This is a genomic window from Haloferax marinum, from assembly GCF_009674625.1.
GTDB lineage: Archaea > Halobacteriota > Halobacteria > Halobacteriales > Haloferacaceae > Haloferax > Haloferax marinum.
This window is the reverse complement of sequence record NZ_WKJQ01000001.1, coordinates 2,605,608-2,632,363: the sequence shown is the minus strand read 5'-3', so window position 1 is coordinate 2,632,363 and position 26,756 is coordinate 2,605,608. Positions and strand designations below refer to the sequence as shown.

The window sequence follows — 26,756 nt, the reverse complement described above, 5'->3', positions numbered from 1 at the left end:
TTGTCGATAGGGAGTTACGTCGTTCGTCGATAATCGGTGGGGTTCTGCGATTCCGTCGGGTTGCAGGTCTCCTGGTTGCTGTCTCACCTCGTCGGTGTCCGCTCATCTGTCCACACGAGTTCTGCACTCGGTCGACCATCTCTGCCGACAGAGAGTCACGGCAATAGACCTATACGCTTCCACGCGGTTTTCCCCGCCAATGGAGTTTCTCGACAGTGAACGAGGGCAGTCGGTGCAGGTGGGTGCAATCCTCCTGTTCGGCATCCTCGTCATCGGCCTGTCGCTCTACCAGGCGACGGTCGTCCCGCAGGAGACGAAATCGACGGAGTTCGAGGCGTATCTCGACGCCTCGGACGACCTCGTCTCGTTGCACAACGACATTCTCACCGGTGCGACAGAAGACGTGCAGTCGGGGACTGTCGTTCAGACTGGTGTTCGGTACCGCCCGCGCGCGCTCTTCGTGAACCCCGGACCACCGACAGGGAGTCTCTCACTGTCCGACGCTCGAACCATTACGGTTGCCGGTGCGGACGCTGTCGACGGAGAACCGGACTCGGTCGAGGCGGTGTGGGACGGGTCGCCCCGACAGTACCAGACCAAGGTGCTTCGCTACTCGCCCGATTACAACGAGTTCGACGCAGAGTCTGTCTCGGTGACGGGGCTGTCGGTCCAGCGTGAAACAGGCACGAACGTCGTCCCACTCAGTGGGCAGACACTCCTCTCGGGAGACCGTCTCACTGTCGTCGCACTCGATGGTCGACTCGGCCAAGCGGGCGTCCAGACACCACTCGCCGTCACGCCCGTGACGTCGGCCGCGCGAACGGTGACCGTGACGAACTCGAGCGGCGACGATATCGAAGTCACGGCCCCCGTCGGGACGAACGCGACGGCGTGGAACCGGTCGGTCGCAGCAGACCGAATGCGAGAAAACGACCGCGTCGTCTCGATTTCGGACCTCGACGACGCAACCGACGCGTCGAACACGCTCGTTCGAATCACGCTCGATGGCGACGAGACGTACGAACTCCGCCTCGCAAAAGTCGAACTGACGTCGGCGTCTGCGACACCGTCGGTCGACAATCCTGCGGCCGAGTACATCGTTCCGGCGACGACCGGCGTCACTGCCGTTCCCGGCGGAACTGCCTCGGTCGTCGTCGAAGCACGCGACGGGTACAACAACCCCGTCGAAGGCGAGGCAATCGATTTCGAGCTAACTGGTGACGCCACGCCGACGAGTCAAACCATCACGACGAACGACGATGGCCGGGCCAAATTCACGTTCACTGTCGACAGCGACGCCTCGGGTGACATCACCATCGAAGCATCGAGCGACTTCGACGACAGCGGAACGGTCGAGTCCACCGAATCGACGACGTACACGATTCCGGTTACGAACGGGAGCGGTGGAGGAAGTGGCAGTGGGTCCGGGTCGGGCGACGGTGGGTCGACCGACGAAATCAACCCGCCGAACGACCAGGAGGGCGACGTGATTCTCGAAGGTGCTCGGGAGTTAAGCTCGAAGAACGAAGTGAATATCACGCTCAACAACACCGGCGAAGAACGGACTATCTCCAGCTTCCGAGTGTCGTTCCACTATCCGAACAGCGCTGATAAGTTCGCGAGTGGTGTCCAGTTCAACGGGTCTCCCGAGCAGGATATCGGGGCACAGCAGTACGAACTCGAAGAACACAGTGTCCAACTCGTCGCCGGGGAGCAAAAGAACGTCACACTCGCGTTCAGTCCAAGCGGTAGTGTGAACGCTGACGGTGACTTCTTCATCCTCTCCGTAAAATTCGACACCGGTGAGTCTGCGACCTATTTCGTCGCCGTTCCGGCGAAAGAACCAACCAGCGGAACCGAAACTGGAAACGGAAACGGAAGCGGAAATGGAAACTGAAACGCGTGAACGTAAAATCCGACGTTCGATATCCACTCACCTCACGCTGATGGACCGCCTGTTCGTCGTCACTGAACCACGTGAGCGCGGCGCACACGCTCTCTGAGTCGAAAACGAAGAGAATCAGAGCGTGTGAGGCCGAGTTTAGTCTTCTTCTTCGACGACTTCGGGCTCTGAGAGACCGCTCTTGAGGCTCTCGATGCCGTCGACCCACTCGGTGACGAGACCGAACTCGATGTCGTCGAGGACGGAGATGTCGAGTTCCTCGCCGTCGACGACGTTCGTCCCCATCTGGACGATGTAGCCAAGTGCGGCGTCGAGGTCGTCGTTCGCTTCGGCGTCTGCGGCAGCGAGAACGTACGCTTCGACGTCGTCTTCGAGTTCGGACGGACCTGCGATGAGGTACTCTTCGGCCGTGAAGAACGCACACGTGAGACTCGTCTGAACGCTTCCGATGAGAATCTCGCCTTCTTCGTTCTCAGACTCGAACTCGGCTTCCGCCATGACGATGTCGTGGACGGTCGCGAGTTCGTCGAGTGCTTCTTCTTCGGAGAGTGTGCCCTCGTCGTACGCGGTCAGAATCTTCGCGAGCGCGATGGCCGCGTCGTTCTGAATGTTCATCAAGAGGCGTCCGGTTTCCTCGCTTTCGAGGTCCAGGTCCTCTTCTTCGACGCGTGTCAACCAGTTCTGCCAGCGTTCCGGGGAGTAGTATCGTTCCTCGGCCTCGGTCATACCTACATCCTCCCGTGCCGGACTCAAATGCCTTTCTTATCCGATGGCACTGTGTGCGACCCCGAGACGTGTGAGTTTCCACCACGAAACACGCCGACGACAGTGAGACGCCATCACAGAACACGACGACTCGTTCACGGAGCGCCGACAGTCAGGTTCCAGTAACAGAGTCGGTTCTCAGCGGTCGAGCGTCGCTTCGGTGTCGATGTCGTAGACGAGCGCCGGTGTCTCGACGTGTGCGTTTCGGACCGCGTCGTCGTGTCCCTCGTCGAGCAACCAGTCCACGCGGCGGGGAACCGTCTTCGGCCCCATCACCGCGCCAGGTCGGTCCGGGTCGTCGATGAAGTCGGTCTCCATGAGGAACGGGTCGCCCCGGTCGGCAGCGACTTCGAGACGGTCTCTGTTACTCATGACGCTCGGGGTGCCGCCAGTGAGGTGCCCCTGCGCGTAGTGTTTGACGACGCGTTCACGAGGAACACCGCGTTCGTCGGCCCACGACGCGACGTCCGAGATGTCGGTCGTCGATTCGGTGTGGAGTTGGAGCGCGCAGTCGCACTCTGCGGCGAGTTCCAGGCCGTGTTTGAGCACGTCGTTCGACGCCTCCCAGACGGCGTCGGAGACGTCGTAGTGTGGCCGTCCCGACTTGAGAGCGAGTGCGTCGCCCGCGCGGACGAACTCGGCGGCGGTATCGAGGCCGGCACACATCAGGTCACGCGCGGCTTCGGGGCTGTATCCCCTGTCGTCGACGAGTTTCGAGACCAGACCGGGGTGGACGCCGAGGACGGGCCACGCTCTGCCGTCGAGCAGTTCCGATGCCTCGCGCACCACGTCGATGGTCGTCTCGAAGACGGGGCGAAAGTCCTCGCCCGTCTCGACTTCGTGGCCCAAGAGCCACGAGGGTTTGTTCACGACGAGGAGGTGCGTCCCGCCACTTCTGGCGAAATCTTTGACCGCCTCGACACCACGCCCGTGGTCCGGGTCGAGGTGGAGGTGGTTGTCCAGTACCGGCGTGTCGAACTCCTGCATGGTCGAGTGGTCGACCGGGCGGGAAAAAAGCGAACCGTTCGGGTGCGACGAGGAGCGGAGTGGGTGAGACGCCGGTCAGTCGTGCTGTTCGTCGACGAATTCGTCGAGTGTGACCGCGTGGGTCGCAGCGTTTTGGAGGGCGTCGGACCGACCGTAACTGCCGGGTGCGATGGCGACAGTTCGGATTCCGTACTCGTTTGCCGTCTCCAGTGCGGGCTTGAAGTCGGTGTCACGGGAGGCGATGGCGATGACTTCCGCACGACCCTCGACGGCGAACTGAGTGAGGTCTACAGCGAGTTTCACGTCTACGTCACCGCTGGTGACGATGACCTCGAACCCGCGGGCTTCGGCCGCCTGAATCAGTCCGGGCGTCGCGTGTTCGTCGACGTACAGACGCGTCGCACTCATCTGGCCACCGAGCGCCCGTGCTGCCTCACGAATATCGTCGAGGTCGACGTCGAACTCGTCTCGGAGGACGTTGGGTCCGTCCACGAAGAGGGCAACTCGGCCCGATGGTGCGTCGTCGGCACCGAACATCCGCCGCAGGAGGTCCATACATCACCTCGCCCGGTTTCGCGTTTATAAATTTCGAGGTGGCGGCCCACTAGCTGGCAGTGGTCTCCGCCCTGGGTAGACGACTGACGGTCGGCCGAGTAGACGACTGACGGTCGGCAGAGTAGACTGACTCATTTGCAGAGTTCCGGGCAGAGCTCCGAACGGCTTCCCAGTTAGTTAGTGAAATCTCGATTTCAGTCAAGCAAGTACCTATTATCGCACCCTCCTGAGGTGAGTGTGCCCATGGTAGGTGACACTCATGCCGGACTCCAGCTCTCACTGTGGCGTTCCGTCACAGGAGACTGCTCCGGCATCGTTGGTTCGACCGCTGCGACGACGGTGGTATCGGGCCCAGAAAAGAACGCTGTGCAAGCCCCGTCGCGGTCGTACCCCCTACAGAGGCACCCAACTAACCACATCAGAGCGTCAACCGAAATCCAACCATCGCGGAACCCAAGTTGCAGGCCTCGTCGCCGGATTCGTGGTTCGACGACGAAGGGAACGACGGCGTCGTCCCTTCGTCAGACCTCTCGGAACGGGCATTCCCAGAGGCGGACCCCGAGTGGAAGAGTGCCACCGTAGACGCCGCGAGCAAGCATCGACCGTACTCCCACCCCTTCATGAGCACGACGGGACGGAGTCCCCCACGCGCCGGTCGGCACTCGGCCCACTATCGCCGTTTTTCTTACTCGGTCTACTACCGCCGTTTTTCGTGTCAGTGCGCTCTTGCCACCGAGAAAGTCGTGGCTTCCGTACTCACAGAGTCCACGATGCGCTGATACTACTCGACCGCGTATAGTGGGTATGGTGGGAGGTGAACCAACAATCAAAGTGGGCATTCTCGGGTTCCACGACAGTCGAGAGACCAAAGCACTCAGTAACACGATCTCCTCGTTGGGCCACGAAGCAATCTGGCTTCACGAGGAGGCGGTCGGCATCGACGTTTCGACGGACGGGGTAGTACTCGAACCCGACGTCGACGTCGTCATTAACCGACTCTTGCTCTCGAAATCGACGGCACCGTTCGAAGACCTCTCTATCGCGAGTTGTTTCGCCGCTGTCTGTCCCGTCCTCAACGACCCACGAAGTGTCCTGTTTTCCGTCCACAAACACGCGACGGCGTGTCGACTGGCAGCAGCAGGTGTTCCGGTTCCGCACACCTATATGTCGACAGGAGACGCCAAACTGAACGAGCGACGAGCGGGGTTCGGAACGCCGGTCGTCTACAAGACGGCCATCGGAACCAACGGCGGTGGAACGTGGCTCGTCGACCACGACCGGCAACTGTCGGTGAGCGTCGACGGCCGCCGCGCGTTCATACAGGAGTATCTCAGTGAGGCCGACGAACACCGAGACCTGAGAGTCTACATCGTCGACGACGAGATAGTCGGCGCGATGTATCGGTACGCACCGGCAGGTGATTGGCGAACGAACGTCGCACTCGGTGGTGAGGTCGAAGACGCGACAACCGACCTCTCACAACAGGCCGCCGGGGCAGCGCTCCGTGCGGTGCGAGCGCTCGAACTCGACTTCGCCGGTGTCGACCTCATCGAGAGCCCAGACGGGTGGGTCGTCCTCGAAGTCAACCCGACCGCTGGCTTCCGTGGACTCTTCCGTGCGACTGGTCGCTCGCCTGCCGCCGCTATCGCGCGACTCGCCATCGAACGGGCTGGTGGTTCTGTCGACGATGCACTGGTCGACCAACTCAGTCGTGAACTCGACGGGACCCCACCCGAAGACGCGCCGTCGACGGTCCGCGACGACCGTGTGCCAGTCGTCGGATACACAGAACGGGTGACAGTCACCGGAATCAGTGGCTCGAAAGTCGTCCTCGCGCACATCGACACGGCGTCGGATGTGACCAGAATCGACCCCGCGTTAGCCATCGAAGTCGGCACCGAGCCACCATCTGTCATCACCGACGACGTCGCTCCCCGCGTCGACGTCGTCGTCGAACTCGCTGGTGACCGACGGACTGTGACTGCCGTCCTCGACGACGGCGTCGGAGGCGAGACACCAATTCGAATCGGTCGCGACGTGCTCCGGAACTACTACGTCGACGTTCGCCGGCGAATCAGCGAAACGTCGGAGGTGTAAGTATCCCTTGTTATATCAGGCCAGTCCGTTAACTAATTAGAGGACGATTTTTTAGACGCGCTCGACTCGCTGGAAACGACAGTTCACACTCGCGTAGTCACTGTCGATTCTCAGGACAGCCACGCCCCTTCACGAGGTGTGACCGACTGCGCCACGTCCCACGCCGGCTCCAACGCCCGGCGCGTGAACGACTACGTTGCCAGCCGAGTTCCGAGCCGCTTTAGAGAGTGCGAGTGGCGGGACGGCACCGCGTTCGTCGCCAAAAACACGTCTAGCGACGCGAAAATCATTAATTAGTTTATAATTATTTATTGAACGAATCGCCGGTTTTATGCTACATTCACACATATTAGCGAGCATGCCCGAGTTGGTTTCCACAAACAGCGTGAAATCGTACACGGTCGTAAACTCGGTGAACGACCACGGTGCGGCGACAGTCCGAGACGAAGACGGTTCGACGTATCACATCACGTCGTACGACGACGACGTACTCCGTGAACACCTCGCGGACCACCGTCCGGGTGAACAGGTGCGGATGGACATCGAACGTGCGGGCGTCCGGGCGAACGTCTGGCAGGTCTCTGCGCTCTATCCCGGCATCGAAAGCCAGGCCTGAAGCGAGACTGTGCGCGAAAAGAAACGGCAGGGTGGGCCTACTCGTTGACTTCGAGGACTTTGCCAGCCGCGATGGTCTGGCCCATGTCACGAATTGCGAAACTTCCGAGTTCGGCGATTTCTGACGACGGTTCGAGGCTGAGCGGTTTCTGTGGCCGGAGCGTGACGATTGCGGCGTCACCTGCTTTGATGAAGTCTGGGTTCTCCTCGGCGACCTCACCCGACGCGGGGTCGAGTTTCTGGTCGAGTGACTCGAACGTACACGCGACCTGTGAGGTGTGCGCGTGGATGACCGGCGTGTAGCCAGCAGTGATGACCGATGGGTGCTGCATGACGACGATTTGCGCCTTGAACGTCTTGGCGACGGACGGCGGGTCGTCGGCCGGGCCACAGACGTCGCCACGGCGGATGTCGTCTTTGCCGACGCCGCGGACGTTGAACCCGATGTTGTCACCGGGGCCGGCTTGGCCGACTTCTTCGTGGTGCATCTCGATGGTCTTCACTTCGCCAGAGATATCCGACGGCTGGAAGCTCACGTTGTCACCGACGTTCAGGATGCCAGTCTCGACGCGGCCGACAGGAACAGTCCCGATGCCGGAGATGGTGTAGACGTCCTGAATCGGAATTCTGAGCGGTGCGTCTGTCGGCGGTGACGGTTCTGGGAGATTGTTGAGTGCTTCCAGCACCGTCGGGCCGTCGAACCACGACATGTTCTCCGAGTGCTCGGAGATGTTGTCTCCCTCGAACGCCGAGATGGGGATGAAACGAGCGTCGTCGCTGTCGAACCGAACCTGCTTCAGGAGTTGTTGAACCTCTTCTTTGACCTGCTTGTACGTGTCTTCGCTGTAGTCGACGACGTCCATCTTGTTGACCGCGATGATGAGCGTCTCGATACCCAGCGTCCGGGCGAGGAAGACGTGCTCGCGGGTCTGCGGGGCGACACCGTCGTCGGCCGCCACGACGAGAATGGCGTGGTCAGCCTGCGACGCGCCCGTAATCATGTTCTTCACGAAGTCACGGTGACCGGGCGTGTCCACGATCGTGAAGTAGTATTTGTCCGTGTCGAAGCGCTGGTGGGCGATGTCGATGGTGACACCACGCTCACGCTCTTCTGCGAGGTTGTCCATGACGTAGGCGAATTCGAAACCGGATTTACCCTTGGACTCCGCCTCCTCACGGTGCTGTTCGATGATGTGTTCGGGTACGCTGCCTGTCTCGAACAGAAGTCGGCCGACGAGCGTGGACTTCCCGTGGTCGACGTGTCCGATGATGGCTAAATTCTGGTGTGGTTTGTCTGCCATGGTATCAGGGCACTGTTGCCCAGTTTGGTAGAATATGACACCCAAGCGTATATCCGTTTTCCCAGAACTCAGTTCTCTGCCCCCGAATTCTGGGGGTAGAGGCACTCAGAAGCCAGATATTCACGGAATGCTAGACCAAACTACACGTTAGGAGAGTCTCAGTTGGTCGGCGGAAATCAGACGTCACGTCTGAGAGAAGACGCCTGCAGTAGACGAGTTAGTGTACGTACGAGAGTGAAGTCGATTCGAAAACCCAGATTCACAGGTCACGCATCGCGGCGGACATCTCTGCGAAGGTGGCGGTGCGGCGAACGGGGGGCGAGCGGACGTTCGTCTGTTTCTCAGAACTTACAACAATCATAGTAACTATTTCTATTCCTACCCTAATAAATCTATCTCCGACTTCGAAACGGGCCGTGTGAACACCACACGAACCCGACGCAGACGCCATGTGGTGAGTCCTCGTTACCCAGCGGATAGCTTTATTTTCACACCGCCACACCTGACAATCGTATGGTAACAGACCATCGAACCGATACTCGAAGCCGTGGGTCCGGCGCGACTCACGGCTGGGTTCCGCGATAGCTGTACCGACGCTGTTTCTGACCGATTACTGACGAACGGCTCTCAGGCTGGCCCTGCAACGGCTAGCGACTGCGCCGCTGGAGGTGAGTGCAGTGCGGCGTAGCGACGTGACGCTGTTCACGAGCCGTGAGGCACAGGGCTGGGAGAACGACACGGTCCAACTCACCGTTCGTGCAGGCCTCGTCCGCCAGTTCGGGGGTGGCCTATTCGGGTTCACCCCTACCGGTGAGCGCGTCCGGCGGAACGTCATCCGGCGAATCGAAGCAGAGATGGACGCCATCGGTGGACAGTTGGTGAGTCTTCCCACCCTGCAGTACAAACCCATCTGGGAACAGAGTGGTCGCTGGGGAAGTTTCGAAGGCGAGATGTTCACCTTCGAGAACCGCGACGGACAGGCGATGTGTCTCGCGCCCTCGCACGAGGAGGGTATCGTCCACCTCGTCGAAGGGAGTGTTCGGTCGTACGACGACCTGCCCGTACTCCTGTACCAAGTCGAGCGAAAACACCGCGACGACCACCCCCGAAACGGACTCCTCCGGACGAAGGAGTTCACGATGAAAGACGCCTACAGCCTCCACGCGACCGAAGCATCCCTGGACGAATGGTACACCCGCCTCCGCGAGGCGTACTGTCGCATCTTCGACGCAGTCGGCGTCGACTTCGTCGTCGCCGACGCGCAAAACAGCGTGATGGGTGGGTCTGCCTCCGAGGAGTTCGTCGCGCCCGTCGAGAACGGCAGTCTCGAACTCGTCTACTGCGAAGCAGTCGGCTGTCGGTTCGGTGTGACGGACGAGTCCCCCACTGGTGGTATCGATGCCGGTGACGCCTGCCCCGACTGCGGCGAGACGCTCGTCGCGGGCGAGGGGATCGAGATTGGCCACGTGTTCAAACTCGGGACGCGGTACTCCGACCCCGCAGGACTCACCGTCGACACCGCCGACGGGACCACACGACTGGTCCAGATGGGGAGTTACGGCATCGGCGTGGACCGACTCGTCCACACGCTGGTCGAACAACACGGTGGCGAGACCGGTCTTCGGTGGCCCGTGACAGACCACGGGTCAGTCGCTCCCTACACGCTCGCAATCGTCCCCCTCGATTACGACGAGGACATCGCTGCTGCCGCCGACCAACTCCATCACGCGTGCGGGCGCGGTGCCGTCCTGCTGTTCGACGACGACGACCAAACTATCGGCGAACGGTTCGCCGAGAGTGACTTGCTGGGTATCCCCTGGAAAGCCATCCTCGGGAACCACTACCGAGAGACGGGTGAGGTCGAACTCGAGAAACGAGACGGCAAAAAACGGTTCGTCGCACTCGACGACGTGGCCGAAATCGTCGGTCGGTCCAGCAACTGACCACGTTCGCGACGGACCGCGACATCGCTTCTTTCAGAACCTCTCCGACTAACCGGCGAGTCAGCAGTTCGCCTGTTCGTGGTCGTCGCGAACGACAGCCGGAAAGCAGTTAGAACTCGACCCGAGCAAGCGGTGGTAACCACGGGGGTGAAGACGGGATACGTCGATTCTGTATCGCAGTATCTGGTTTATCCGTGCTGATGCGACCGTCACACCTCGACATCCGGTGTGGCAGTTTTCGCCCCTCGTGTTGCGGGTTTGTGGTGTTTTCACCCGCAAAGAGGCACCAAATACTGCACAACCGTGCACATACCCCGAGAGGAGATACCAAAGCATTACTTATCGCGGTTCGCAGTGGCCCGTATGGGCCTTCGAAAGCCGCCGTGTTACGACGCCCACGCAGACGCCGGGGCGCGTTTCACGGAGTTCGGCGGATGGGACATGCCTGTGGAGTACGACTCCATCAAGGCAGAACACGCGGCAGTCCGAGAGTCCGTCGGCATCTTCGACGTCTCGCACATGAGCGAGATCGAGGTGTCCGGGCCGGATGCGACTGCGTTGATGCAACGCCTGACGACGAACGACGTGACGGCCCTCGACCCGGGTGACTCGCAGTACTCGGCCATCGTAAACGACGAGGGCGTCATCATCGACGACACCGTCGTCTACCGATTACCCGACCGCGACGACCGGGTGTATCTCTTCATCCCGAACGCTGGGCACGACGAGGAGATGTACGACCGATGGACCTCGTTCCGCGACGAGTGGGACCTCGACGCGACCGTCGAAGACGTCACCGAAGAGTGGGCCATGTTCGCAGTACAGGGCCCCGACGCACTCGAGACAGTCAGTGCTGCGGCACCTGACGCCAGTCTCGGTGACCTCTCGAAGTTCCAAGCGACGTTCGCCGACGTGGCAGGCGTCGAGTGCTGGGTCGCCCGGACGGGCTACACCGGCGAAGACGGCTTCGAGGTCCTCTGTCCGTGGGACGACGCCACCTCGGTGTGGTCGTCGCTGGACGCCACACCGTGTGGGCTCGGCTCCCGCGACACCCTCCGTATGGAGATGGGCTACTTGCTCTCTGGGCAAGATTTCGACCCCGAAGACGAACCGCGGACGCCGTACGAGGCCGGAATCGGCTTCGTCGTCAAGTTAGACACCGAGTTCGTGGGCCGTGACGCCCTCGAACACCAGAAAGAAGAAGGAGTCGACGAGAAGTTCGTCGGGTTCAAACTTCTCGACCGAGGAGTCCCCCGACACGGCTACGATATCGCCACCCAAGATGGCGAGACCATCGGCGTCGTGACGAGTGGAACGATGAGTCCGACGCTGTCGGAACCCATCGGACTCGGCTACGTCCCCGTCGAGTACGCAGATTCGGGGACTGCCATCCGAATCCTCGTCCGTGGCCGACAGAAGCGCGCAAAGATAGTCACACCACCCTTTATCGACCGATAATGTTCGAAATTCCAGACGACCGAAAGTACCTCGAATCGCACGAATGGACCACCACCGACGGCGACACCGTCCGCGTCGGCATCTCCGACTTCGCACAGGACGAACTGGGCGACGTCGTCTTCGTCGAACTCCCCGCCGAGGGCGACGAAGTCGCTGCCGGCGACGAGTTCGGTGTCGTCGAGAGTATCAAGGCGGTTTCCGACCTCTACGCCCCGGTTTCGGGGACGGTCGTCGCCGTCAACGAGGAACTGTTCGACGCCCCCGAACTCGTCAACGACGACCCGTACGGCGACGGGTGGATGCTCGAACTCGAACCGTCCGACACGGACGAGTTCGAGGCCCTCCTCTCGCCCGAGGAGTACCGCGAACAGACGGAGTGAGATGACGACTGGAAACGGACGCCGGGACGGAAGTCCCTACGCGCCTCACACTGACGCCGACGAAGCCGCCATGCTGGACGCCATCGGAGCGGAGTCCGTCGAAGAGCTCTTCGACATCCCCGACGACGTCCGGTTCGACGACGAGTTCGGTATCGACCCCACTGGCGAACGAGAGCTCAGACAGACCCTCGCGGACCTCTTCGCTCGAAACGAGGAGTTGACCGAGTTCCTCGGCCGCGGCCACCACGCCCACTACGTGCCGGCGCTGGTCGACGACCTCTCGCGCCGCTCTGAGTTCCTCACCTCCTACACGCAGTACCAACCGGAGATTGCCCAGGGCTTCCTGCAGGCACTCTTCGAGTACCAGTCGATGCTGGTCGAACTGACCGGGCTGCCGGTTGCGAACTGTTCGATGTACGACGCTGCGACGGCACTCGCCGAGGCCGCACTCCTCGCGAATCGCCTTCGTCGCGGTGCGAGCGGTCACCGCGTGCTCGTCCCCGAGCACATCCAAGAGGGCCGACTGGGTGTCCTCGAAAACTACCTCGACGGTGCCGACATGGAGATCGCGTCCTACCCGATGGAGGATGGCGCGGCCGACGTAGACGCCCTCTCTGACCTCGTCGACGACGAGACGGTGATGGTCTACGCCGAGAGTCCGACCGTCCGAGGCGTCGTCGAGGAGCGACTCGCCGATATCGGTGACATCGCTCACGACAACGACGCACTGTTCTGCCTCGGCAGCGACGTGGTCGCCCTGTCGCTCCTGCAAGAACCGGCGAGCGTCGGTGCAGACGTCGTCGTCGGTGAAGCCGACGCCCTCGGCGTCGGAACGGCCTACGGCATGGGACTCGGTATCTTCGCGACCCGCGACGACTACCTCCGACAGGTTCCGGGACGTCTCGTCGGCGTCTCCGAAGACGCTGCAGACATGCGAGCGTTCACGCTGACGCTCCAGACCCGCGAACAGCACATCCGCAAGGAGCGTGCGACGTCGAACATCTGTACGAACCAGGCGTGGGTCGCGCTCCGAACCGCCATGCACATGGCGTGGCTCGGTCCGGACCGCCTCGTCGGGATGGCCAAAGACGCCGTCACCGACGCTCGTGACCTCGCAGACCGTCTCGACGACATCTCGGGCGTCAAGGCACCGGTCCACGACCGGCATCACTTCCGCGAGTTCGTCGTCTACACCGACCAACCCGCACCGGCCATCACGAACGACCTCGCCGGTCGCGGATTCGCGGTTCACGCCCTCGACGACCACCACATCCAGGTCTGTATCACCGAGGTGAACGCCGACGCCGCGGACGAACTGGTCGCGGCCTTCGAGGAGGTAGCCTGATGAACTTCGATCAAGCCCGATTCAGCCGTGAAGACGTCTACGAACCGCTCCTGTCCGAAAAGGACAGTACCACCGTCGAAGTCGACGCAGACGGTGTCCTCCCCGACGACCTGACGCGTGACGAACTCACGCTCCCAGGTCTCTCGGAGCCCCAACTGGCGCGTCACTACACGCGCCTCTCGCAGATGAACTACAGCGTCGAACTGGGGCCGTACCCACTCGGGTCGTGTACGATGAAGTACAACCCGTCGTTCACCGAAGACGTCGCCGCCGACCCCAACGCTGGCGTCCACCCCGACCGGTCTGACCGGACGATTCAGGGGACGCTCGGCTTGCTCCACGGCCTCCAAGAGTATCTCGCTGACATCGGTGGCATGGACGCGGTGACGCTCCAACCGCCAGCAGGTGCTGCAGGCGAGTTCACCGGCATCCTCATCGCGAAGGCGTACCACGAGGCCCGAGACGACGACCGGTCGGAGATTATCATCCCGGCGTCCGCCCACGGGACGAACTTCGCGTCCGCCGCGATGGCCGGGTACGACGTGGTCGAACTCCCCTCTGACGAGGAGGGCCGCGTCGATATCGAGGCGCTGGAGGCCGCAATCTCCGAGGAGACGGCCGCACTCATGCTCACCAACCCGAACACCCTCGGGTTGTTCGAGCGAGACATCGTCGAGATATCGGAGATGGTCCACGACGCGGGCGGCTTGCTCTACTACGACGGCGCGAACTTCAACGCGCTCTTGGGACGCGCCCGCCCCGGCGACATGGGCTTCGACATCATGCACTACAACGTCCACAAGACGTTCGCCACGCCACACGGCGGTGGTGGTCCCGGTGCTGGCCCAGTCGGTGTCGTAGACGAACTCGCCGAGTATCTTCCGAGTCCGATGGTCCGCGAGACGGCCCACGGCTACGAACAGTACGAACCCGAGTCCACGATTGGCAAGGTTCACGGCTTCGCCGGCAACTGGCTCGTCCTCGTGAAGGCGTACGCCTACATCGCCCGCCTCGGCGACGCGGGCCTCGCAGACGCCAGCGCGAAGGCCGTGCTGAACGCGAACTATCTCGCCTCGCAGATCGACCTCGAGGTTCCGTACGGACCGTTCCACCACGAGTTCGCGGCCACGTCCGGTGACCGCGACGCAGCAGACGTCGCAAAGCGCATGCTCGACTACGGCGTCCACCCACCGACGACGAAGTGGCCCGAACTCGTCTCACAGGCGATGCTCACCGAACCCACGGAAGTCGAAGACAAGGCGTCGCTCGACGACTTAGCACACGCGTTCAACGCCGCGTACGCTGACTCCGACGAGGCACTCGAAACCGCGCCCTCGAAGACCAGTGCCCGGCGTATCGACCAGGTGTCTGCGGCCCGGAACCCGCGACTCTCCTGGCAATCGCTCGACGACAGCGAATAACGGAAAACGCTGCTTTTTCGGCTTACGCTTTCGCGTACGTCTCTACGTCGTCCGTGATGTGGATGTAGCCGTAGCCACACTCGGTGCAGCGCCACTTGGTTTTCTTGCCGAGGTGAATCATCATGCTGGCGGCGAGGTAGAACGTGTCGTTGTCACAGACCGGGCAGTCGCGTTCGATCTCGAGGTCGCTCATACGAGCGAATCCGTCGGGGTCGTTGTTGAAGATATTGGTTCGTGGGCGGCAGTCGACGAGGAGATAAACCAAATACTGCGATACAAAATGACCTCGTGCGCCACCTGCGGGGAGGTTGTACGAAGCGAGGCGAGACTGTACGAAGCGAGGCGAGACGACGTGAGGAGACGAGCGAGCAGCAGAAGACGGATTGGTCAGTCAGAACCGGGGGTGTCGCCGGCGTCGATGCTCCCGAGTTCCGGTGCCGTGTCCTCACGGACGCGTGCCTGCAGTTTTCCGACGAATATCGTGACGACGTAGATGCCGACGGCGACCAGCACGATGACACCACCCGCAGTTGCCTCACCGTAGTAGGACACACCGATACCGAGGAGGACGGCGAGTTGGGCGAGGACGACGGAGACGAGGAGCGACTCGTTGAAGCTCCGCGACACCTGTGCCGCACCAGCGACGGGGACGACGAGCATGGCGGCGACGAGGATGACGCCCATGATCTGCATCGCGCCGACGACGACGAGCGCGGTCAGCATGACCATCACGCGGTTGTACCACGTGACAGAGAGTCCAGAGACTGCTGCTGCCGTCTCGTCGAAGGTGACGTAGAGCAGTTGGTTCCGGGTGAGCGCGACGGTGCCGACGATGATAGCGAAGAGGACCAACAGGATGGCCGCGTTCTCCGCCGAGACGGTCGAGAGGTTCCCGAAGAGGTACTGGTTGATACCGACTGCGAGGCCACCGGCGTTGAGGCTAATGAGGACCGTCCCGAGCGCGAATCCCGTCGAGAGGACGATAGCCATCGAGACGTCGTTGTAGGCGTCGGTCGCTTCTGAGATGAGTTCGATGAGCAGTGCGGCGATGACGGCCACGACGACTGCGGTAAGGTACGGCGAGACGCCGAGGCTCAACACGCCATTGAGGAACAACCCGACGGCGACGCCAGCGAATGCGGTGTGCGCGAGGGCGTCACCGATGAGCGCGAGTTGGCGGTGGACGAGGAACGTCCCGATGAGCGGGGCCATCACGCCGATGCAGAGACCGACGAGGATGGCACGGTGCATGAACTTGTACTGCGGGCTGATGAGTTCGAGTCCCGTCACGTAGTACAACTGCGTCAACAGCCAGTACCAGAACTCGAGGAAGCCGTACATCGGGGCGAGGAGCGTGTCCAAGAGACCCGTCTGTAACGCGACGAACAGCGCAGTCGTCATCTTTTCGTACCCACGAACGTCGCTGCCGTGCCAAACGCGCGAGCGAGGGCGTCACTCTCGACGAACTCCTCGGTCGGGCCGTCGAAGTATATCTCGCGGTTGAGACAGACGACGCGGTCCGCGTGTTCGGTGACGGCGCTCAGGTCGTGTTCGATGAGGAGGATGGTGATTCCCGATTCGTTGAGCGATGCGAGCAGGTCGTAGAACGCTTCGACCGACTCGGCGTCGACGCCGACGGTCGGTTCGTCGAGCACGAGCAGGTCCGCCTCGCTCGCGAGTGCCCGAGCGATAAACGCTCGCTGGCGCTGGCCACCCGAGAGTTTGGTCACGCGCCGGTTGGCGAACGCCGTCATGCCGACGGTCTCGAGCGCGTCGTCGACGATTCGGTTATCTTCGGCAGAGAGGCGTCCGAACCCGACGTGTGGGAAGCGACCCATCCGGACGACTTCGCGGACCGTAATCGGCATCTCCTTCGATGCGCTCGCGTGCTGGGCGACGTAGCCGATTCGAGCGCCATCGTCGAAGACGTGTGATGGTTCGCCGAAGATGGCCGCAGTCCCCTCGTCTGGTCGTAGGAGGCCCAACATGAGTTTCATCAGTGTCGACTTCCCCGACCCGTTCGGGCCGACGACGGCGACGTACTCACCGGAGTCGATGCGGAGCGAGATGTCTTCGACGACTGGACTGGCCGTGTAGCCGAATTCGACGTTCGAAAGTTCGACGACGGCGTCGTCCAGTTTCGACTCGGCCTGTTCTTCAGTAGGGTCCCTTGCGGTAGTCATCGTACTCATTCGAAGTTTCTCCACTCGTCGCTCCACCCATCGTAGCCGACTTCGTCCGGCGACTTGTTGCCGAGGACGACCTCGAACGTCGGCATGTTGATGTTGTACGCAATCTCCTCGTACCCCCAGTCGTTCTCCACCCAGTCTTCACGGACGCCCGCGTACGGCGTCACAGGGTAGTACGCTTCGACGTTCGTCTCGGCGATCAACTGCTTCGCCGGTTTTCGCGTCTCGAAGACCCCGGCACCGATGTACTTGATGTCGTTCTCGTCGATGACGCGTTTCGCCTCCGTGATGTCGGTCGGTTTCACGTCGCCACTCGCCGCGAGGTTGACCACTAGTGGCCGCATCTCGACGCCGTAGCGGACGCCGATGTACTGGAAGGCGTTGTGTGCGGCCAGTTGGACGACTTTCCGCTCTGCTCTGTCGAAGATGTCCTGGTAGTCACTGTCGATTCGGTCGAGAACGTCGGTCTTGTACGTCGACGCGTTCGCGCGGAACGTGTCTTCGTACTCGGGTGCGAGTTCGACCAGGCCCTCCGTGATGTTGTCGACGGCCGTCTTCGCGCGCTGTGGGTCGAGCCAGAAGTGGGGGTCTCTCCCGCGGTTTTCACCGACGCCTTCTTCTTCTCGGTCGAGGCTCGCAGCGAGTTCGACGAGTTCGACGCCCTCGCGGACGTTGATGAGTTGGGTGTCTACGTCGTCGTCTTCGAGCGTCTGAATCGCGCGGTCCGCCCACGGCTGGAACTCTTCGCCGACGTGGACGAACGCGTCCGCCTCGATGATGTCCCGCGTGACGCTCGCGTCGGGTTCCCACCCGTGGCCGTGAAGGCCAGTCGGTACCAGGTTCTTCAGCGTTACTGGGGTGTCTTTCGCCACCTTCCGCGCGAAATCGTAGAAACTGAAGAACGACGCGACGACGACAGGACCATCTTCTGACTCTTCGGCGTTCGAGCTACCCCCACTGCCCACGGTGCCCTCAGAACCGCTGAGACATCCAGCGAGTCCGAAACTCGCGAATCCGGCACCTGCAGCGAGTACACTCCGCCGCGACAAAGTTCGTTCGCGTTCCGAAATAGATTCGGCTGCCATAACTACCTGTAGAAGACGCGACCTAGCATATAGATGTGTTGCTCTAAGTTTGAAATTAGACTAGTCTAAATCACGGTGCTCGTGAGTGATGCAACAGTACGCAGAACGCCGTTTGTGACGGCACCCTAAACGCTGGAGGTGGCTCACGACGAACGGAGACCGATTCAGAGTCGAAGCCAGATAGCCAGCGACGAGGTCGAAACCACCGGACTCCGAAGTGTTCGTTCCCACACCTTCTTAAGAGTAAGGCGACGTTCAGGGAGTATGACCCTCCAGCAGATTACTGCGGACGACATCGCAGGCTGGAGCACTCTACAGGACATCGCGAACTCGTTCGAGAAACGCGGGTTGATACCGCGTCCAAATCTCGGAGAAAGCAACGAACTCGTCCTCCAACTCGCTGACGACGAGTTCGTCGTGCTCGTCGACGCAGAGGACGGCGAATCAGCGACCGACTACAAGCCAGACAGTCACACCCGACACACGAACCTCGTCGCGACGAACGACTTCGAGGAGTTCACGTTTCTCACTCGGACATCGGGGTGGGATGGCCACCGTCACGGCCGCATCGAGTACCAGAGACTCTCGTTCACCAAAAATCAGTTCACACGTGCGAGCGGTGAGAAACAGACTGTCCTGACGAAACTGAACTCGGTCGAATACGGCTCTTCCGCAGCGATTTTCGACACGCTGTACGACACGAAGCAGGTCGTCGAAGCGTTCTACCGACAGTTCGAGGAGCTCCGAACTGACCTCGTCGAAGCGGTCTCCGGTATCCCCGACGACCGCAGTGAGGAAAAACGGCGCTACGTGCAGGTCGTCCTCGACCGGATGATGTTCCTCTACTTCATCCAGGAGAGACGCCTGCTGGACCGGAACACGAACTACCTACACGAACAGCCCAGAACGGTCGTTGGCGACGGCGAAGACCGATACGAGAACTTCTATCGACCACTGTGTTTCCACTATCTCACAGGAGACGAGCAAAATCCCGACTTCGGGAGTATTCCGTACCTGAACAGTGGACTGTTCGTCAAGAGTCCGGTCGAAGAGGCGTTCCCGACTGCGAAACTCGGAGACACTGCCGAAGAGACGAACGAACTCTTCGACGACATCCTGGACTTCTTGTCGGAGTGGGGGTGGAACCTCGACGAACGACTCGACGTCGGGGGTCCGAAGAACCTCTCGCCCGCCATTCTCGGCCACATCTTCGAGCAGACGGTCAACCAGAAAGAGATGGGGGCGTACTACACACCGGAAGACGTCACCGGGTTCGTGTGCCGACAGACGATTCACCCGTATCTACTCGAGCAACTCGACGACGCTGTCGATGCCGACTACGAGAGTATCGACGACGTGTTCGGCTTCTCGAATACCGAAGCCAGCGGCGAACGGACGTCAGTCGGCGACGAAGAGACGTTGACCCGACAGCTTCCGACCGAGAGCGTGGAGACGAAGCACGTCGAAACGCTCTACCACGACGTTCTGAAAGAGGTGCGTATTCTCGACCCATCAGTAGGGAGTGGTGCGTTTCTGCTCGCCGCACAGGACGTGCTCGTGGACATCTACGTACAGTGTCTCGAGTTCTTCCAGCAGTTCGAGGCAGAAGACAGGAGACGGGAGTTAGGCCCCCGAACTCGAGACGAGTTAGCGGAACTCACCGGCGATGGAGGCGGTGTGTCGCTGTACGCGAAACGGTCGGCCGTTCTGAACAACCTCTACGGTGTCGACGTCGACGAGGGCGCAGTCGAGGTCTGTAAGCTTCGCCTCTGGTTGTCGATAGTCGCCGACGTCGAAGACGACCCCGACGAGGTCGAACCCCTCCCCAACATCGACTTCAACGTTCGACGAGGGAATTCGCTCGTCGGATTCACCACCGTGGGCGAAGTGAGTTCTGGAGACGCGAGTACTGGAGATGTCATCCCACCCGCGAACGGGGGACGGGGTGCAGGGGCCACCGTCGAAGAACTGTACGACGACGTTATCGAAGCAGTCGACCGGCACCGAACTGCGAGGTGTAGTCGAGAGGCTACAGAAGCACGGAGAACTGCAGAGGCACTGATAGAGACACACAGCGAGGAGTTAGACGACGAACTCTGCACGCAGTTTACCGAAGCAGGTGTCTCCGAGTTCACGACCGCAGAGCTGTCGGAGTACAGTCCGTTTCATTGGCCTCTCGAGTTCGCGTCCGTGTATCAGAACGGCGGGTTCGACGTAATCGTTGGAAACCCACCCTACATTCGAATTCAAGAACTGAAGCAGAGTCAGCCAGCGTTGGTGACGTACCTGAACGACGCTGCGACGTTCGAGACACCGTACTACAATTACGACATCGCGATTCCGTTCGTCGAGCGCTGCGAGAGTCTGCTAAGCGACTCTGGGAGACTCTCGTTCATTATGACGAACAAGTGGATTCAGTCGAGATACGGCGCGAAACTCCGCGGCCGTCTCGCAAGAGAGCAGTCTATCGAACGACTCGTGGACTTCACAGACCAGCAGGTGTTCGAGGGAATCTCTACGTACGTCCTCATCTTGTTCCTCACTGCAGCCCACAACGAGTCTATCCGGTACTCTGAAGTGAGCGATATCGGTGATTCGGTAGCCGAGACTATCAGGCAGATTGGAACCGAAGCAGCATCGGAGCGAGTACAGAGTTTCGAGGCGTCGTACGAGACGCTGGGTGAAACGCCGTGGGCGTTCGTCTCCAAACCAGAAGCTGAACTGCTAGGCGAATTGTCGTCGTACCCGTCTTTGGGAGACGTCGTAGAGAAGATATTCGTTGGCATACAGACGAGTAAAGACCCGGTCTACGTCCTGGAAATCGAAGCGGAACTAGACGACCACTTCGTCTGCTACTCGTCGGCGTTGGACCAGTGCGTAACAATCGAGAAGGGAGTGACGAAACCTCTCCTGAAAGGGAACGAGTTCGACAAATGGGTCACGAACACCCACTCGAAGGTCGTACTATTCCCCTATCGAATCGAGGACACCGAGGAGAGGCCCCACGTCGAGTTGGTCAGTAAAGAAGAACTGGAAGCCAACTATCCACGTGCGTTCGCGTACTTGACGGAGAACAAAGACGTGCTCCTCGAACGTGCAGCCGTCGACCCAGACCACTGGTGGCATTATCCGTATCCGAAGAACCTCGCGCAGTTCACAGACGAGAAGATTATGACCTCTGTGCTGAACAAAGCGTCTAAATTCGCGTTAGACCGCGACGACACCTACGTCTTCGTCGGAGGTGGAAATGCAGGTGGATACGGAGTACGTCTCCCAGAGAGTGCAGACATCAGTCACGAGTACCTCCTGTCGGTTCTGAACTCTCGGTTGCTGGAGTGGATGGTTCAAAAGACGAGCAGTCAGTTCAGGGGTGGATACTACTCCTACGGGAAGAAGTACATCGAAGGGCTCCCGGTAGCGAGTACGAACCACACAGCTGCGTTCGAGTCACTGGTCGACGACCTTCGGTCGGTAGTCGAATCCGGCGTCGACGACGGCGTCTCAGACGCCATCGAGAACGTAATCGACGTTCTCGTGTACGCCTTGTATCTCGACAAAGAGCAGTACGACGGTCTCGTTAGCCGGGTCGAGTCAGTGTATCGAGACTCGGGTGACGACGTCGAATCTGCCACAGAGCGAGTCGAGAGCATACTGGACGACTCGGAGTTCGTCACTCTCGCACGAGAAGTGCACAGCGACGACCGGGTCGAACTCGTCGACGAAGGAAAATCGCGTCGACAGACGTTTCAGCGGGGAGCAGAAGACCGCCAGGATGACTGACTACCCCACCACGAGGGAGTAGTACGAAACCACCCGTGAGCCGACCAAATCTCTTTGGCCGGTCACTCCGAATCACGACTCATGGGAATCGTCCTGTACGCACTCGATGGCTGTCCGTACTGTGTGAACGTCCACGACGCGCTCTCGGAGGCGGGAGTCGACTACGAGACACACTGGGTCGAACCACTTCACTCCGACCGAGACGAGGTAAAGCGAGTGAGTGGTCAACGTGCCGTCCCCGTTCTCGTCGACGAAGACCACGGTGTGACGATGAACGAGAGTGAGAACATTATCGAGTACGTCGACCGAACACTAGCACGATGAAGGTATACACCGGACGTGGCGACGAGGGGATGACCGACTTGCGAGACATGACCCGCGTCTCGAAGACGAGCAGTCGAATCGAAGCGTACGGAACGGTAGACGAGGTGAACGCGCTCATCGGAACGGTTCGGCCAACGGGGTACGACGACGTCGACGAGGTACTCGAAGCGGTGCAGAACCACCTCTTTATCATCCAAGCGGACCTCGCAAACCCCGACCCGGACGAGGACGACCCACAGATTCGGTCTGACCACGTCGACGACCTCGAATCGTGGATAGACGACGCCGAAGCCGAACTCGACCCGCTCACGTCGTTCATCCTTCCGGGTGGTAGTGAGACGGGGGCCAAACTCCACCACGCCCGCGCCGTCTCTCGTCGGGGCGAACGACGCGTCGTCTCACTGGCGGCCGAAGAACCCGTCAACACCGAGGTCGTCGCCTATCTCAACCGATTGTCCGACGCGCTGTTCGTCTTCGCCCGTCTAGTCAACAAACGCGACGACGTCCGCGAAGAATCGCCGACGTACTGACGGTCTCGAACCTGTCTCACCGCCACTCGTCGGTCGGATCACCGTCGCTCCTCGGTCGAAGATAACTGTTCAGGACGGACGAATCGTGCCCACGGTATCGCCGTCCTGAGGGAACAGACGTCATCGGGTGGCCGACCGAGACGCGGTCGGATGCCCGTACTTTAGGTATACCTAAGAATCACTAAAATGTGTCGCTTGTTCACGAGGGCATGACACTCGGTAGCAACCAACGTAATTGTTTTCTCGTCTGCGAGAGTATTTTAGTGTATGAACCGTCACTTCACCGACGCGAGATACTACTTCCGAAAAGGGTTCGAGCACCTCTACGCAGGAATCGACGAGGAGACGGAGCCGTACCGAGAACGCCTCATGGAGCGGATGAACCGCGAGATGGAACCTGAGGTGGAGGTTGGCCCGCAGACGCGTCGTGAACGTGTCGAGTACGGTGCTCGCCAGGCGGCGACTCGGAGTAGAGCTGCCGCCGGGAAGATTCGCGGCCGTGTCGGGCGAACCAGCCAGTGAGAAGGTTGGTTCCGTGCCCGTAATCGGGGCACAACGTAAGCCTTAATTGGCGGCGCAGGGAACCAACGTTCGTAGCCGGGTTGGTGGTCTAGCCAGGTTATGACGGCTCCTTCACACGGAGCAGGTCGGCAGTTCGAATCTGCCCCAACCCATTTCTCTTTGGCACTACCGACGAGCGGGGCGAGGAGCGTATGCCAAAGTGCATGGTTCACAAAGATTCGAACTCGGGAGCGAAGCGAACGCGGAGTGACCAAAGTTCGAATCTGCCCCAACCCACTTTTCAGAACACTACCACGACGAGTCTCACCCGAGAGACCACTGTAACCTCGTCGAGAATATCTCAAAAAGACGGATGGAGCGTATCAGAATCCGACACTGAAACGAGGTCTTGACAGTTAAACAGAACAGTCTTGCAGAAACAATCGTGACTCCTGAAATGTCTTGCGAAGCCTCTAATTCGAACCCGTAGTCCCATCAAACACCTACTAACGCCAAAATGTGTTCACGTAAATTGACACTCATGTCAACCACTTACTGAAACAATCTCGTCACCTTTTGCTCACCCTTGGTGTCTCTGTCACTGCAAACACATGAAACTCCGACCACAGATTGTGGGTGTCGTCGTCGTCGCTGCACTCATCACAGTAGCAGCGACAGGAATCGGCTTTGCAGCGCCTACGAATAACACACAGGCGAGTACAGGGCCGACCGAGACATTCCAACAGCAACGAGCACAGCTACAGGTTCAAAACCAGCAATGCACGTATCCGGCGAACGAAACGTACGAATCGTTCGACGTCAGTAATCTCAGTGCACCACCGGCAGTAGAACCCGGAGAGACAGTGACGGTCACTGCGGACGTCTCCAACCCGAACGACGCACCACTCATTCAGTGCGTCGAGTTCCGGCTCGAAGGTGACGTCGTCGAGCGGCGGGGGTGGGCGCTGAACCCCGGTGAGACGGAGACAATAACGTTCGAAGTCGATACCTCCGGCCTCGCTGAGGGGACGTACATCCACGGCGTCGAGACGCGCGACATGGGCGAACTGGCCACGCTGAGCGTGTCCAGTGAACCGACCGAGACACCGACCGAAGAACCGACGGCCTCCGTCGAGTTCAACGACCAGACGAGCAACGGGTCTGCGGTCATCGTCTCGAATGCATCCCTCTCTGAGGGTGGGTTCGTTGCAATCCACGACGAGAGCGGTGCTGTCGTTGGTGCTTCCGACTACCTCGAACCCGGTGCCCACGAGCGAATCGTGGTGACGCTGTCAGAATCGCTGACTGCGAACGCGACGCTCACCGCGATGCCGCACCTCGACACCAACGACAACCAGCAACTCGACTTCATCACGTCCGACGGTGCTGAGGACGGCCCGTACACCGAAAACGGGACGCCCGTCACCGACGATGCGGACGTGACTGTCGAGACGGAGCCGACCGAGACGCCGACTGCGACGCCGACCGAAACACCGACTGCGACGCCGACCGAAACGCCGAGCGATGAACCGACTGCATCCGTCGTCTTCGACGACCAGGCGAGCGACGGGACTACGGTGACCGTTGCGAGTGTGGACCCCTCTAAGGGTGGGTTCCTCGTCATCCACGCAGAAAACGGGGACGTCCTCGGTGTGTCCGAGTATCTCGGAGGCGGCCCGCACTTCAACGTGGAAGTTACTCTCTCGGACAACCTGGGAGAGAACACGACGCTCACCGCGATGCCGCACCTCGACACCAACGACAACCGACGGTTCGACTTCGTCACGTCTGACGGTGCTGACGACGGCCCGTACACCGAAGACGGTGACCCAGTCACCGACGACGCGAACGTGACCGTCGGAACCACAGAACCAACAGAGACGCCGACTGCAACACCGACCGAAACGCCGACCGAAGAACCGACGGCTTCAGTCCAGTTCGACGACCAGTCGACGGCTGGAATTGCAGTACTCGTCGCGAGTGCGAACCTCTCTGAAGGAGGCTTCCTCGTCGTCCACGACGAGAGTGGGGCAGTTCTCGGTGCGTCCGGGTATCTCCCACCCGGTGAGCAGCAGAACGTCGCAGTGACGTTCGACGAACCGCTGTCCGAGAACGCGACACTCACCGCGATGCCACACCTCGACACCAACGACAACCAACAGTTCGACTTCGATGGTTCGGGGAGTAGTGAAGACGGACCGTACACCGAAGACGGTGACCCAGTCACCGACGACGCGAACGTGACCGTCGAGACGGCTCCTGGGGTGACTCAATAACCGACGCTGCTGAAACGAAACCGACGAAGCACGATTCGGACGCGTTTCGGCCACGAAATGCGAACTGCAGAATCGCCCCACTGCTGTTCGGTCGATTTTTTTTACCACCGACTCTGACGAGAACGGCGCTACTTGCCGAGTGCCGACAGGATACCGTCGGGGACGGTCAAGATGCCGAACAACACGAGCACGACGACGAGGCCGGTGTAGACGACAGAGATGAGGAAGTCTTTGGCGAGACGACGCGTCGTGTATGGCTCTGGCTCACCGGAAACCACGTCGATTGCGCCCTTGTGGAGCAAGACGAATCCGACGACGTTCGTCAACCAGTAGCCTGCGATGACTCCCGGCAGAAACCACTCTCGCGAGATGAGGGCCACACCGACACCGAACGCGTAGGCTAACGGGAGGTTGACGACGAGGTCGTTCCACCACGACAACGGCGAGAGGATGAACCCGACGAGTGCCAAGAATCCTCCCTTGACGCGTCGTGTCTCCATGCGACTCATTGGGCCTTCAACAGGAATAACGTTGCTATGGGCTAACACAAACCCACGTCCAGAGTGTGCTTAGACGCCGAGTTCGTCGGCAAATTCGGCGATTCCGGGGACTGTGAGGTCCGGTTCCGGACCGAACGGTTCCCACGGTGAGTTCTTTCGGTTGGCCCAGACGCCTTGCATTCCTGCGTGCTGTGCCCCCATCACGTCGAACCACGCGGCGGTCACGTGTGCAATCTCGTCTATCGGCGTGCCGGTTCTGGCGGCGGCGTGGCGGTAGAGTTCGGCGTCGGGTTTGAACACCTCGACTTCGTCGGCGCTGACGATGCCATCGAGGAGGGGGCGGATGTTCGCGTGGTCGACCATCGAATCCAGCATCTCCGGGTTCCCGTTCGAGACGACGTAACAGGCGTAGCCTGCATCACGCAGTCGCTCGATGGAGTCACGAACGTCGTCGAACACGTCGAGTTCGTGGTAGACGGCGAGAATCTCGTCTCGTTCAGCCTCGGAGACTGGCACGTCGTGCGCGTCGAGTGCGTACTGGAGCGCGTCGCGATTCACCTCGTAGAAGGGGCGATACTCGTCGACGTGATTTCCGACGAAGGTGTACTCCAGTGAGCGAGACCGCCAGAGTTTCGAGACGGGTTCTGGGTCGTCTACGCGGTCTGCGAGCGCCTTCTCGGCGGCGTCGACGTCGACGAGCGTGCTGTAGGAGTCGAAGGTGACGGTCGAAACGCGAGTTGGGTCGAATGACATGAGAGAATAGTACGAAAAGAGGCGTGTTAATCTTCCCCCAAGGTATGG

At 60.5% G+C, this 26,756-nt stretch carries 24 protein-coding genes and 1 tRNA gene; 14 read left to right on the top strand and 11 right to left on the bottom strand.

Annotated features, from left to right (window positions below):
* The first annotated feature begins 199 nt into the window (after positions 1 to 199).
* A complete protein-coding gene (locus GJR99_RS13215; RefSeq protein WP_191967128.1) occupies positions 200 to 1,897 on the top strand; it encodes an Ig-like domain-containing protein in 1,698 nt (565 codons plus the stop codon).
* 144 nt (positions 1,898 to 2,041) lie between these two features.
* On the opposite strand, the gene GJR99_RS13210 is transcribed toward GJR99_RS13215, so the two are convergent.
* The 4 genes from GJR99_RS13210 to GJR99_RS13195 form a co-directional block, all read right to left on the bottom strand.
* Positions 2,042 to 2,629, bottom strand: a complete 588-nt coding sequence (locus GJR99_RS13210) for a DUF2150 family protein (protein WP_151112905.1) — start codon at positions 2,627 to 2,629, stop codon at positions 2,042 to 2,044.
* 177 nt (positions 2,630 to 2,806) lie between these two features.
* Positions 2,807 to 3,655 carry a TatD family hydrolase gene (locus tag GJR99_RS13205; protein WP_151112903.1) on the bottom strand — a complete coding sequence of 283 codons (849 nt, stop codon included), beginning with the start codon at positions 3,653 to 3,655 and terminating at the stop codon, positions 2,807 to 2,809.
* Between the two features lie 75 nt (positions 3,656 to 3,730).
* Complete coding sequence (locus GJR99_RS13200; RefSeq protein WP_151112901.1) at positions 3,731 to 4,210, bottom strand: NYN domain-containing protein; 480 nt, start codon at positions 4,208 to 4,210, stop codon at positions 3,731 to 3,733.
* Between the two features lie 418 nt (positions 4,211 to 4,628).
* Positions 4,629 to 4,832, bottom strand: a complete 204-nt coding sequence (locus tag GJR99_RS13195; RefSeq protein ID WP_151112899.1) for a hypothetical protein — start codon at positions 4,830 to 4,832, stop codon at positions 4,629 to 4,631.
* 182 nt (positions 4,833 to 5,014) lie between these two features.
* Here GJR99_RS13195 and GJR99_RS13190 point away from each other — a divergent pair, with 182 nt between their 5' ends.
* Both GJR99_RS13190 and GJR99_RS13185 read left to right on the top strand, forming a co-directional pair.
* The gene (locus tag GJR99_RS13190; RefSeq protein WP_151112897.1) at positions 5,015 to 6,307 is read left to right on the top strand and encodes an ATP-grasp domain-containing protein; all 1,293 of its coding nucleotides are present in this window, start codon (positions 5,015 to 5,017) and stop codon (positions 6,305 to 6,307) included.
* Positions 6,308 to 6,665: 358 nt separating this feature from the next.
* Complete coding sequence (locus GJR99_RS13185; RefSeq protein WP_151112895.1) at positions 6,666 to 6,923, top strand: hypothetical protein; 258 nt, start codon at positions 6,666 to 6,668, stop codon at positions 6,921 to 6,923.
* 37 nt (positions 6,924 to 6,960) lie between these two features.
* Here the strand turns inward: GJR99_RS13185 and tuf are convergent, their stop codons facing one another.
* Positions 6,961 to 8,223, bottom strand: a complete 1,263-nt coding sequence (gene tuf, locus GJR99_RS13180) for a translation elongation factor EF-1 subunit alpha (protein ID WP_151112893.1) — start codon at positions 8,221 to 8,223, stop codon at positions 6,961 to 6,963.
* Positions 8,224 to 8,900: 677 nt separating this feature from the next.
* Between tuf and GJR99_RS13175 the strand changes: the two genes are divergently transcribed.
* The 5 genes from GJR99_RS13175 (at position 8,901) to gcvPB (ending at position 14,770) form a co-directional block, all read left to right on the top strand.
* Entirely contained in the window at positions 8,901 to 10,166 is a 1,266-nt protein-coding gene (locus GJR99_RS13175) for an aminoacyl--tRNA ligase-related protein (RefSeq protein ID WP_151112890.1), read from the top strand.
* 363 nt (positions 10,167 to 10,529) lie between these two features.
* Positions 10,530 to 11,624, top strand: a complete 1,095-nt coding sequence (gene gcvT, locus GJR99_RS13170) for a glycine cleavage system aminomethyltransferase GcvT (protein ID WP_151112888.1) — start codon at positions 10,530 to 10,532, stop codon at positions 11,622 to 11,624.
* The gene (gene gcvH, locus GJR99_RS13165; RefSeq protein WP_151112886.1) at positions 11,624 to 12,004 is read left to right on the top strand and encodes a glycine cleavage system protein GcvH; all 381 of its coding nucleotides are present in this window, start codon (positions 11,624 to 11,626) and stop codon (positions 12,002 to 12,004) included. Before gcvT ends, gcvH begins: the two co-directional genes overlap by 1 nt.
* A 1-nt stretch (position 12,005) precedes the next feature.
* Positions 12,006 to 13,349, top strand: a complete 1,344-nt coding sequence (gene gcvPA, locus GJR99_RS13160; protein ID WP_151112884.1) for an aminomethyl-transferring glycine dehydrogenase subunit GcvPA — start codon at positions 12,006 to 12,008, stop codon at positions 13,347 to 13,349.
* The gene (gcvPB, locus tag GJR99_RS13155) at positions 13,349 to 14,770 is read left to right on the top strand and encodes an aminomethyl-transferring glycine dehydrogenase subunit GcvPB (protein WP_151112882.1); all 1,422 of its coding nucleotides are present in this window, start codon (positions 13,349 to 13,351) and stop codon (positions 14,768 to 14,770) included. Before gcvPA ends, gcvPB begins: the two co-directional genes overlap by 1 nt.
* Before the next feature lie 22 nt (positions 14,771 to 14,792).
* On the opposite strand, the gene GJR99_RS17500 is transcribed toward gcvPB, so the two are convergent.
* The 4 genes from GJR99_RS17500 to GJR99_RS13140 form a co-directional block, all read right to left on the bottom strand.
* A complete protein-coding gene (locus GJR99_RS17500; RefSeq protein WP_191967127.1) occupies positions 14,793 to 14,963 on the bottom strand; it encodes a DUF7838 family putative zinc beta-ribbon protein in 171 nt (56 codons plus the stop codon).
* Positions 14,964 to 15,157: 194 nt separating this feature from the next.
* Positions 15,158 to 16,171: a metal ABC transporter permease gene (locus tag GJR99_RS13150; RefSeq protein ID WP_151112880.1), complete on the bottom strand. Its 1,014-nt coding sequence runs from the start codon at positions 16,169 to 16,171 to the stop codon at positions 15,158 to 15,160.
* Positions 16,168 to 16,953, bottom strand: a complete 786-nt coding sequence (locus tag GJR99_RS13145) for a metal ABC transporter ATP-binding protein (RefSeq protein ID WP_151112878.1) — start codon at positions 16,951 to 16,953, stop codon at positions 16,168 to 16,170. Before GJR99_RS13145 ends, GJR99_RS13150 begins: the two co-directional genes overlap by 4 nt.
* Positions 16,954 to 16,958: 5 nt before the next feature.
* Positions 16,959 to 18,044: a metal ABC transporter substrate-binding protein gene (locus tag GJR99_RS13140; RefSeq protein ID WP_151112876.1), complete on the bottom strand. Its 1,086-nt coding sequence runs from the start codon at positions 18,042 to 18,044 to the stop codon at positions 16,959 to 16,961.
* Positions 18,045 to 18,308: 264 nt separating this feature from the next.
* On the opposite strand from GJR99_RS13140, the gene GJR99_RS13135 reads away from it, so the two are divergent.
* From GJR99_RS13135 to GJR99_RS13110, 6 genes are all read left to right on the top strand, one after another.
* Complete coding sequence (locus GJR99_RS13135) at positions 18,309 to 21,824, top strand: Eco57I restriction-modification methylase domain-containing protein (protein ID WP_151112874.1); 3,516 nt, start codon at positions 18,309 to 18,311, stop codon at positions 21,822 to 21,824.
* A gap of 81 nt (positions 21,825 to 21,905) precedes the next feature.
* Positions 21,906 to 22,148 (top strand): glutaredoxin family protein, encoded by a 243-nt coding sequence (locus GJR99_RS13130; protein WP_151112872.1) that lies wholly within the window; start codon positions 21,906 to 21,908, stop codon positions 22,146 to 22,148.
* On the top strand, positions 22,145 to 22,678 hold the full coding sequence (locus tag GJR99_RS13125; RefSeq protein WP_151112870.1) for a cob(I)yrinic acid a,c-diamide adenosyltransferase: 534 nt from the start codon (positions 22,145 to 22,147) through the stop codon (positions 22,676 to 22,678). Before GJR99_RS13130 ends, GJR99_RS13125 begins: the two co-directional genes overlap by 4 nt.
* 267 nt (positions 22,679 to 22,945) lie before the next feature.
* Positions 22,946 to 23,200, top strand: a complete 255-nt coding sequence (locus GJR99_RS13120; protein WP_151112868.1) for a hypothetical protein — start codon at positions 22,946 to 22,948, stop codon at positions 23,198 to 23,200.
* A gap of 77 nt (positions 23,201 to 23,277) precedes the next feature.
* Positions 23,278 to 23,352, top strand: a tRNA-Val gene (locus tag GJR99_RS13115).
* A gap of 438 nt (positions 23,353 to 23,790) precedes the next feature.
* Positions 23,791 to 25,455: a DUF7282 domain-containing protein gene (locus GJR99_RS13110; protein ID WP_151112866.1), complete on the top strand. Its 1,665-nt coding sequence runs from the start codon at positions 23,791 to 23,793 to the stop codon at positions 25,453 to 25,455.
* Positions 25,456 to 25,583: 128 nt separating this feature from the next.
* On the opposite strand, the gene GJR99_RS13105 is transcribed toward GJR99_RS13110, so the two are convergent.
* Together GJR99_RS13105 and GJR99_RS13100 are read right to left on the bottom strand one after the other, a co-directional pair.
* On the bottom strand, positions 25,584 to 25,955 hold the full coding sequence (locus tag GJR99_RS13105; protein ID WP_151112864.1) for a hypothetical protein: 372 nt from the start codon (positions 25,953 to 25,955) through the stop codon (positions 25,584 to 25,586).
* Between the two features lie 69 nt (positions 25,956 to 26,024).
* On the bottom strand, positions 26,025 to 26,708 hold the full coding sequence (locus GJR99_RS13100; protein WP_151112862.1) for a haloacid dehalogenase type II: 684 nt from the start codon (positions 26,706 to 26,708) through the stop codon (positions 26,025 to 26,027).
* Between the last annotated feature and the right edge of the window lie 48 nt (positions 26,709 to 26,756).

Coding starts and splice junctions, on each gene's coding strand:
- GJR99_RS13145 (WP_151112878.1), bottom strand. CDS start 16,953: ATGACTACCGCAAGGGACCCTACTGAAGAACAGGCCGAGTCGAAACTG.
- GJR99_RS13125 (WP_151112870.1), top strand. CDS start 22,145: ATGAAGGTATACACCGGACGTGGCGACGAGGGGATGACCGACTTGCGA.
- gcvH (WP_151112886.1), top strand. CDS start 11,624: ATGTTCGAAATTCCAGACGACCGAAAGTACCTCGAATCGCACGAATGG.
- gcvPA (WP_151112884.1), top strand. CDS start 12,006: ATGACGACTGGAAACGGACGCCGGGACGGAAGTCCCTACGCGCCTCAC.
- GJR99_RS13100 (WP_151112862.1), bottom strand. CDS start 26,708: ATGTCATTCGACCCAACTCGCGTTTCGACCGTCACCTTCGACTCCTAC.
- GJR99_RS13205 (WP_151112903.1), bottom strand. CDS start 3,655: ATGCAGGAGTTCGACACGCCGGTACTGGACAACCACCTCCACCTCGAC.
- GJR99_RS13140 (WP_151112876.1), bottom strand. CDS start 18,044: ATGGCAGCCGAATCTATTTCGGAACGCGAACGAACTTTGTCGCGGCGG.
- gcvT (WP_151112888.1), top strand. CDS start 10,530: ATGGGCCTTCGAAAGCCGCCGTGTTACGACGCCCACGCAGACGCCGGG.
- GJR99_RS13150 (WP_151112880.1), bottom strand. CDS start 16,171: ATGACGACTGCGCTGTTCGTCGCGTTACAGACGGGTCTCTTGGACACG.
- gcvPB (WP_151112882.1), top strand. CDS start 13,349: ATGAACTTCGATCAAGCCCGATTCAGCCGTGAAGACGTCTACGAACCG.
- GJR99_RS13130 (WP_151112872.1), top strand. CDS start 21,906: ATGGGAATCGTCCTGTACGCACTCGATGGCTGTCCGTACTGTGTGAAC.
- GJR99_RS13120 (WP_151112868.1), top strand. CDS start 22,946: ATGAACCGTCACTTCACCGACGCGAGATACTACTTCCGAAAAGGGTTC.
- GJR99_RS13185 (WP_151112895.1), top strand. CDS start 6,666: ATGCCCGAGTTGGTTTCCACAAACAGCGTGAAATCGTACACGGTCGTA.
- tuf (WP_151112893.1), bottom strand. CDS start 8,223: ATGGCAGACAAACCACACCAGAATTTAGCCATCATCGGACACGTCGAC.
- GJR99_RS13105 (WP_151112864.1), bottom strand. CDS start 25,955: ATGGAGACACGACGCGTCAAGGGAGGATTCTTGGCACTCGTCGGGTTC.
- GJR99_RS13200 (WP_151112901.1), bottom strand. CDS start 4,210: ATGGACCTCCTGCGGCGGATGTTCGGTGCCGACGACGCACCATCGGGC.
- GJR99_RS13195 (WP_151112899.1), bottom strand. CDS start 4,832: ATGAAGGGGTGGGAGTACGGTCGATGCTTGCTCGCGGCGTCTACGGTG.
- GJR99_RS13135 (WP_151112874.1), top strand. CDS start 18,309: ATGACCCTCCAGCAGATTACTGCGGACGACATCGCAGGCTGGAGCACT.
- GJR99_RS13190 (WP_151112897.1), top strand. CDS start 5,015: ATGGTGGGAGGTGAACCAACAATCAAAGTGGGCATTCTCGGGTTCCAC.
- GJR99_RS13110 (WP_151112866.1), top strand. CDS start 23,791: ATGAAACTCCGACCACAGATTGTGGGTGTCGTCGTCGTCGCTGCACTC.
- GJR99_RS17500 (WP_191967127.1), bottom strand. CDS start 14,963: ATGAGCGACCTCGAGATCGAACGCGACTGCCCGGTCTGTGACAACGAC.
- GJR99_RS13215 (WP_191967128.1), top strand. CDS start 200: ATGGAGTTTCTCGACAGTGAACGAGGGCAGTCGGTGCAGGTGGGTGCA.
- GJR99_RS13210 (WP_151112905.1), bottom strand. CDS start 2,629: ATGACCGAGGCCGAGGAACGATACTACTCCCCGGAACGCTGGCAGAAC.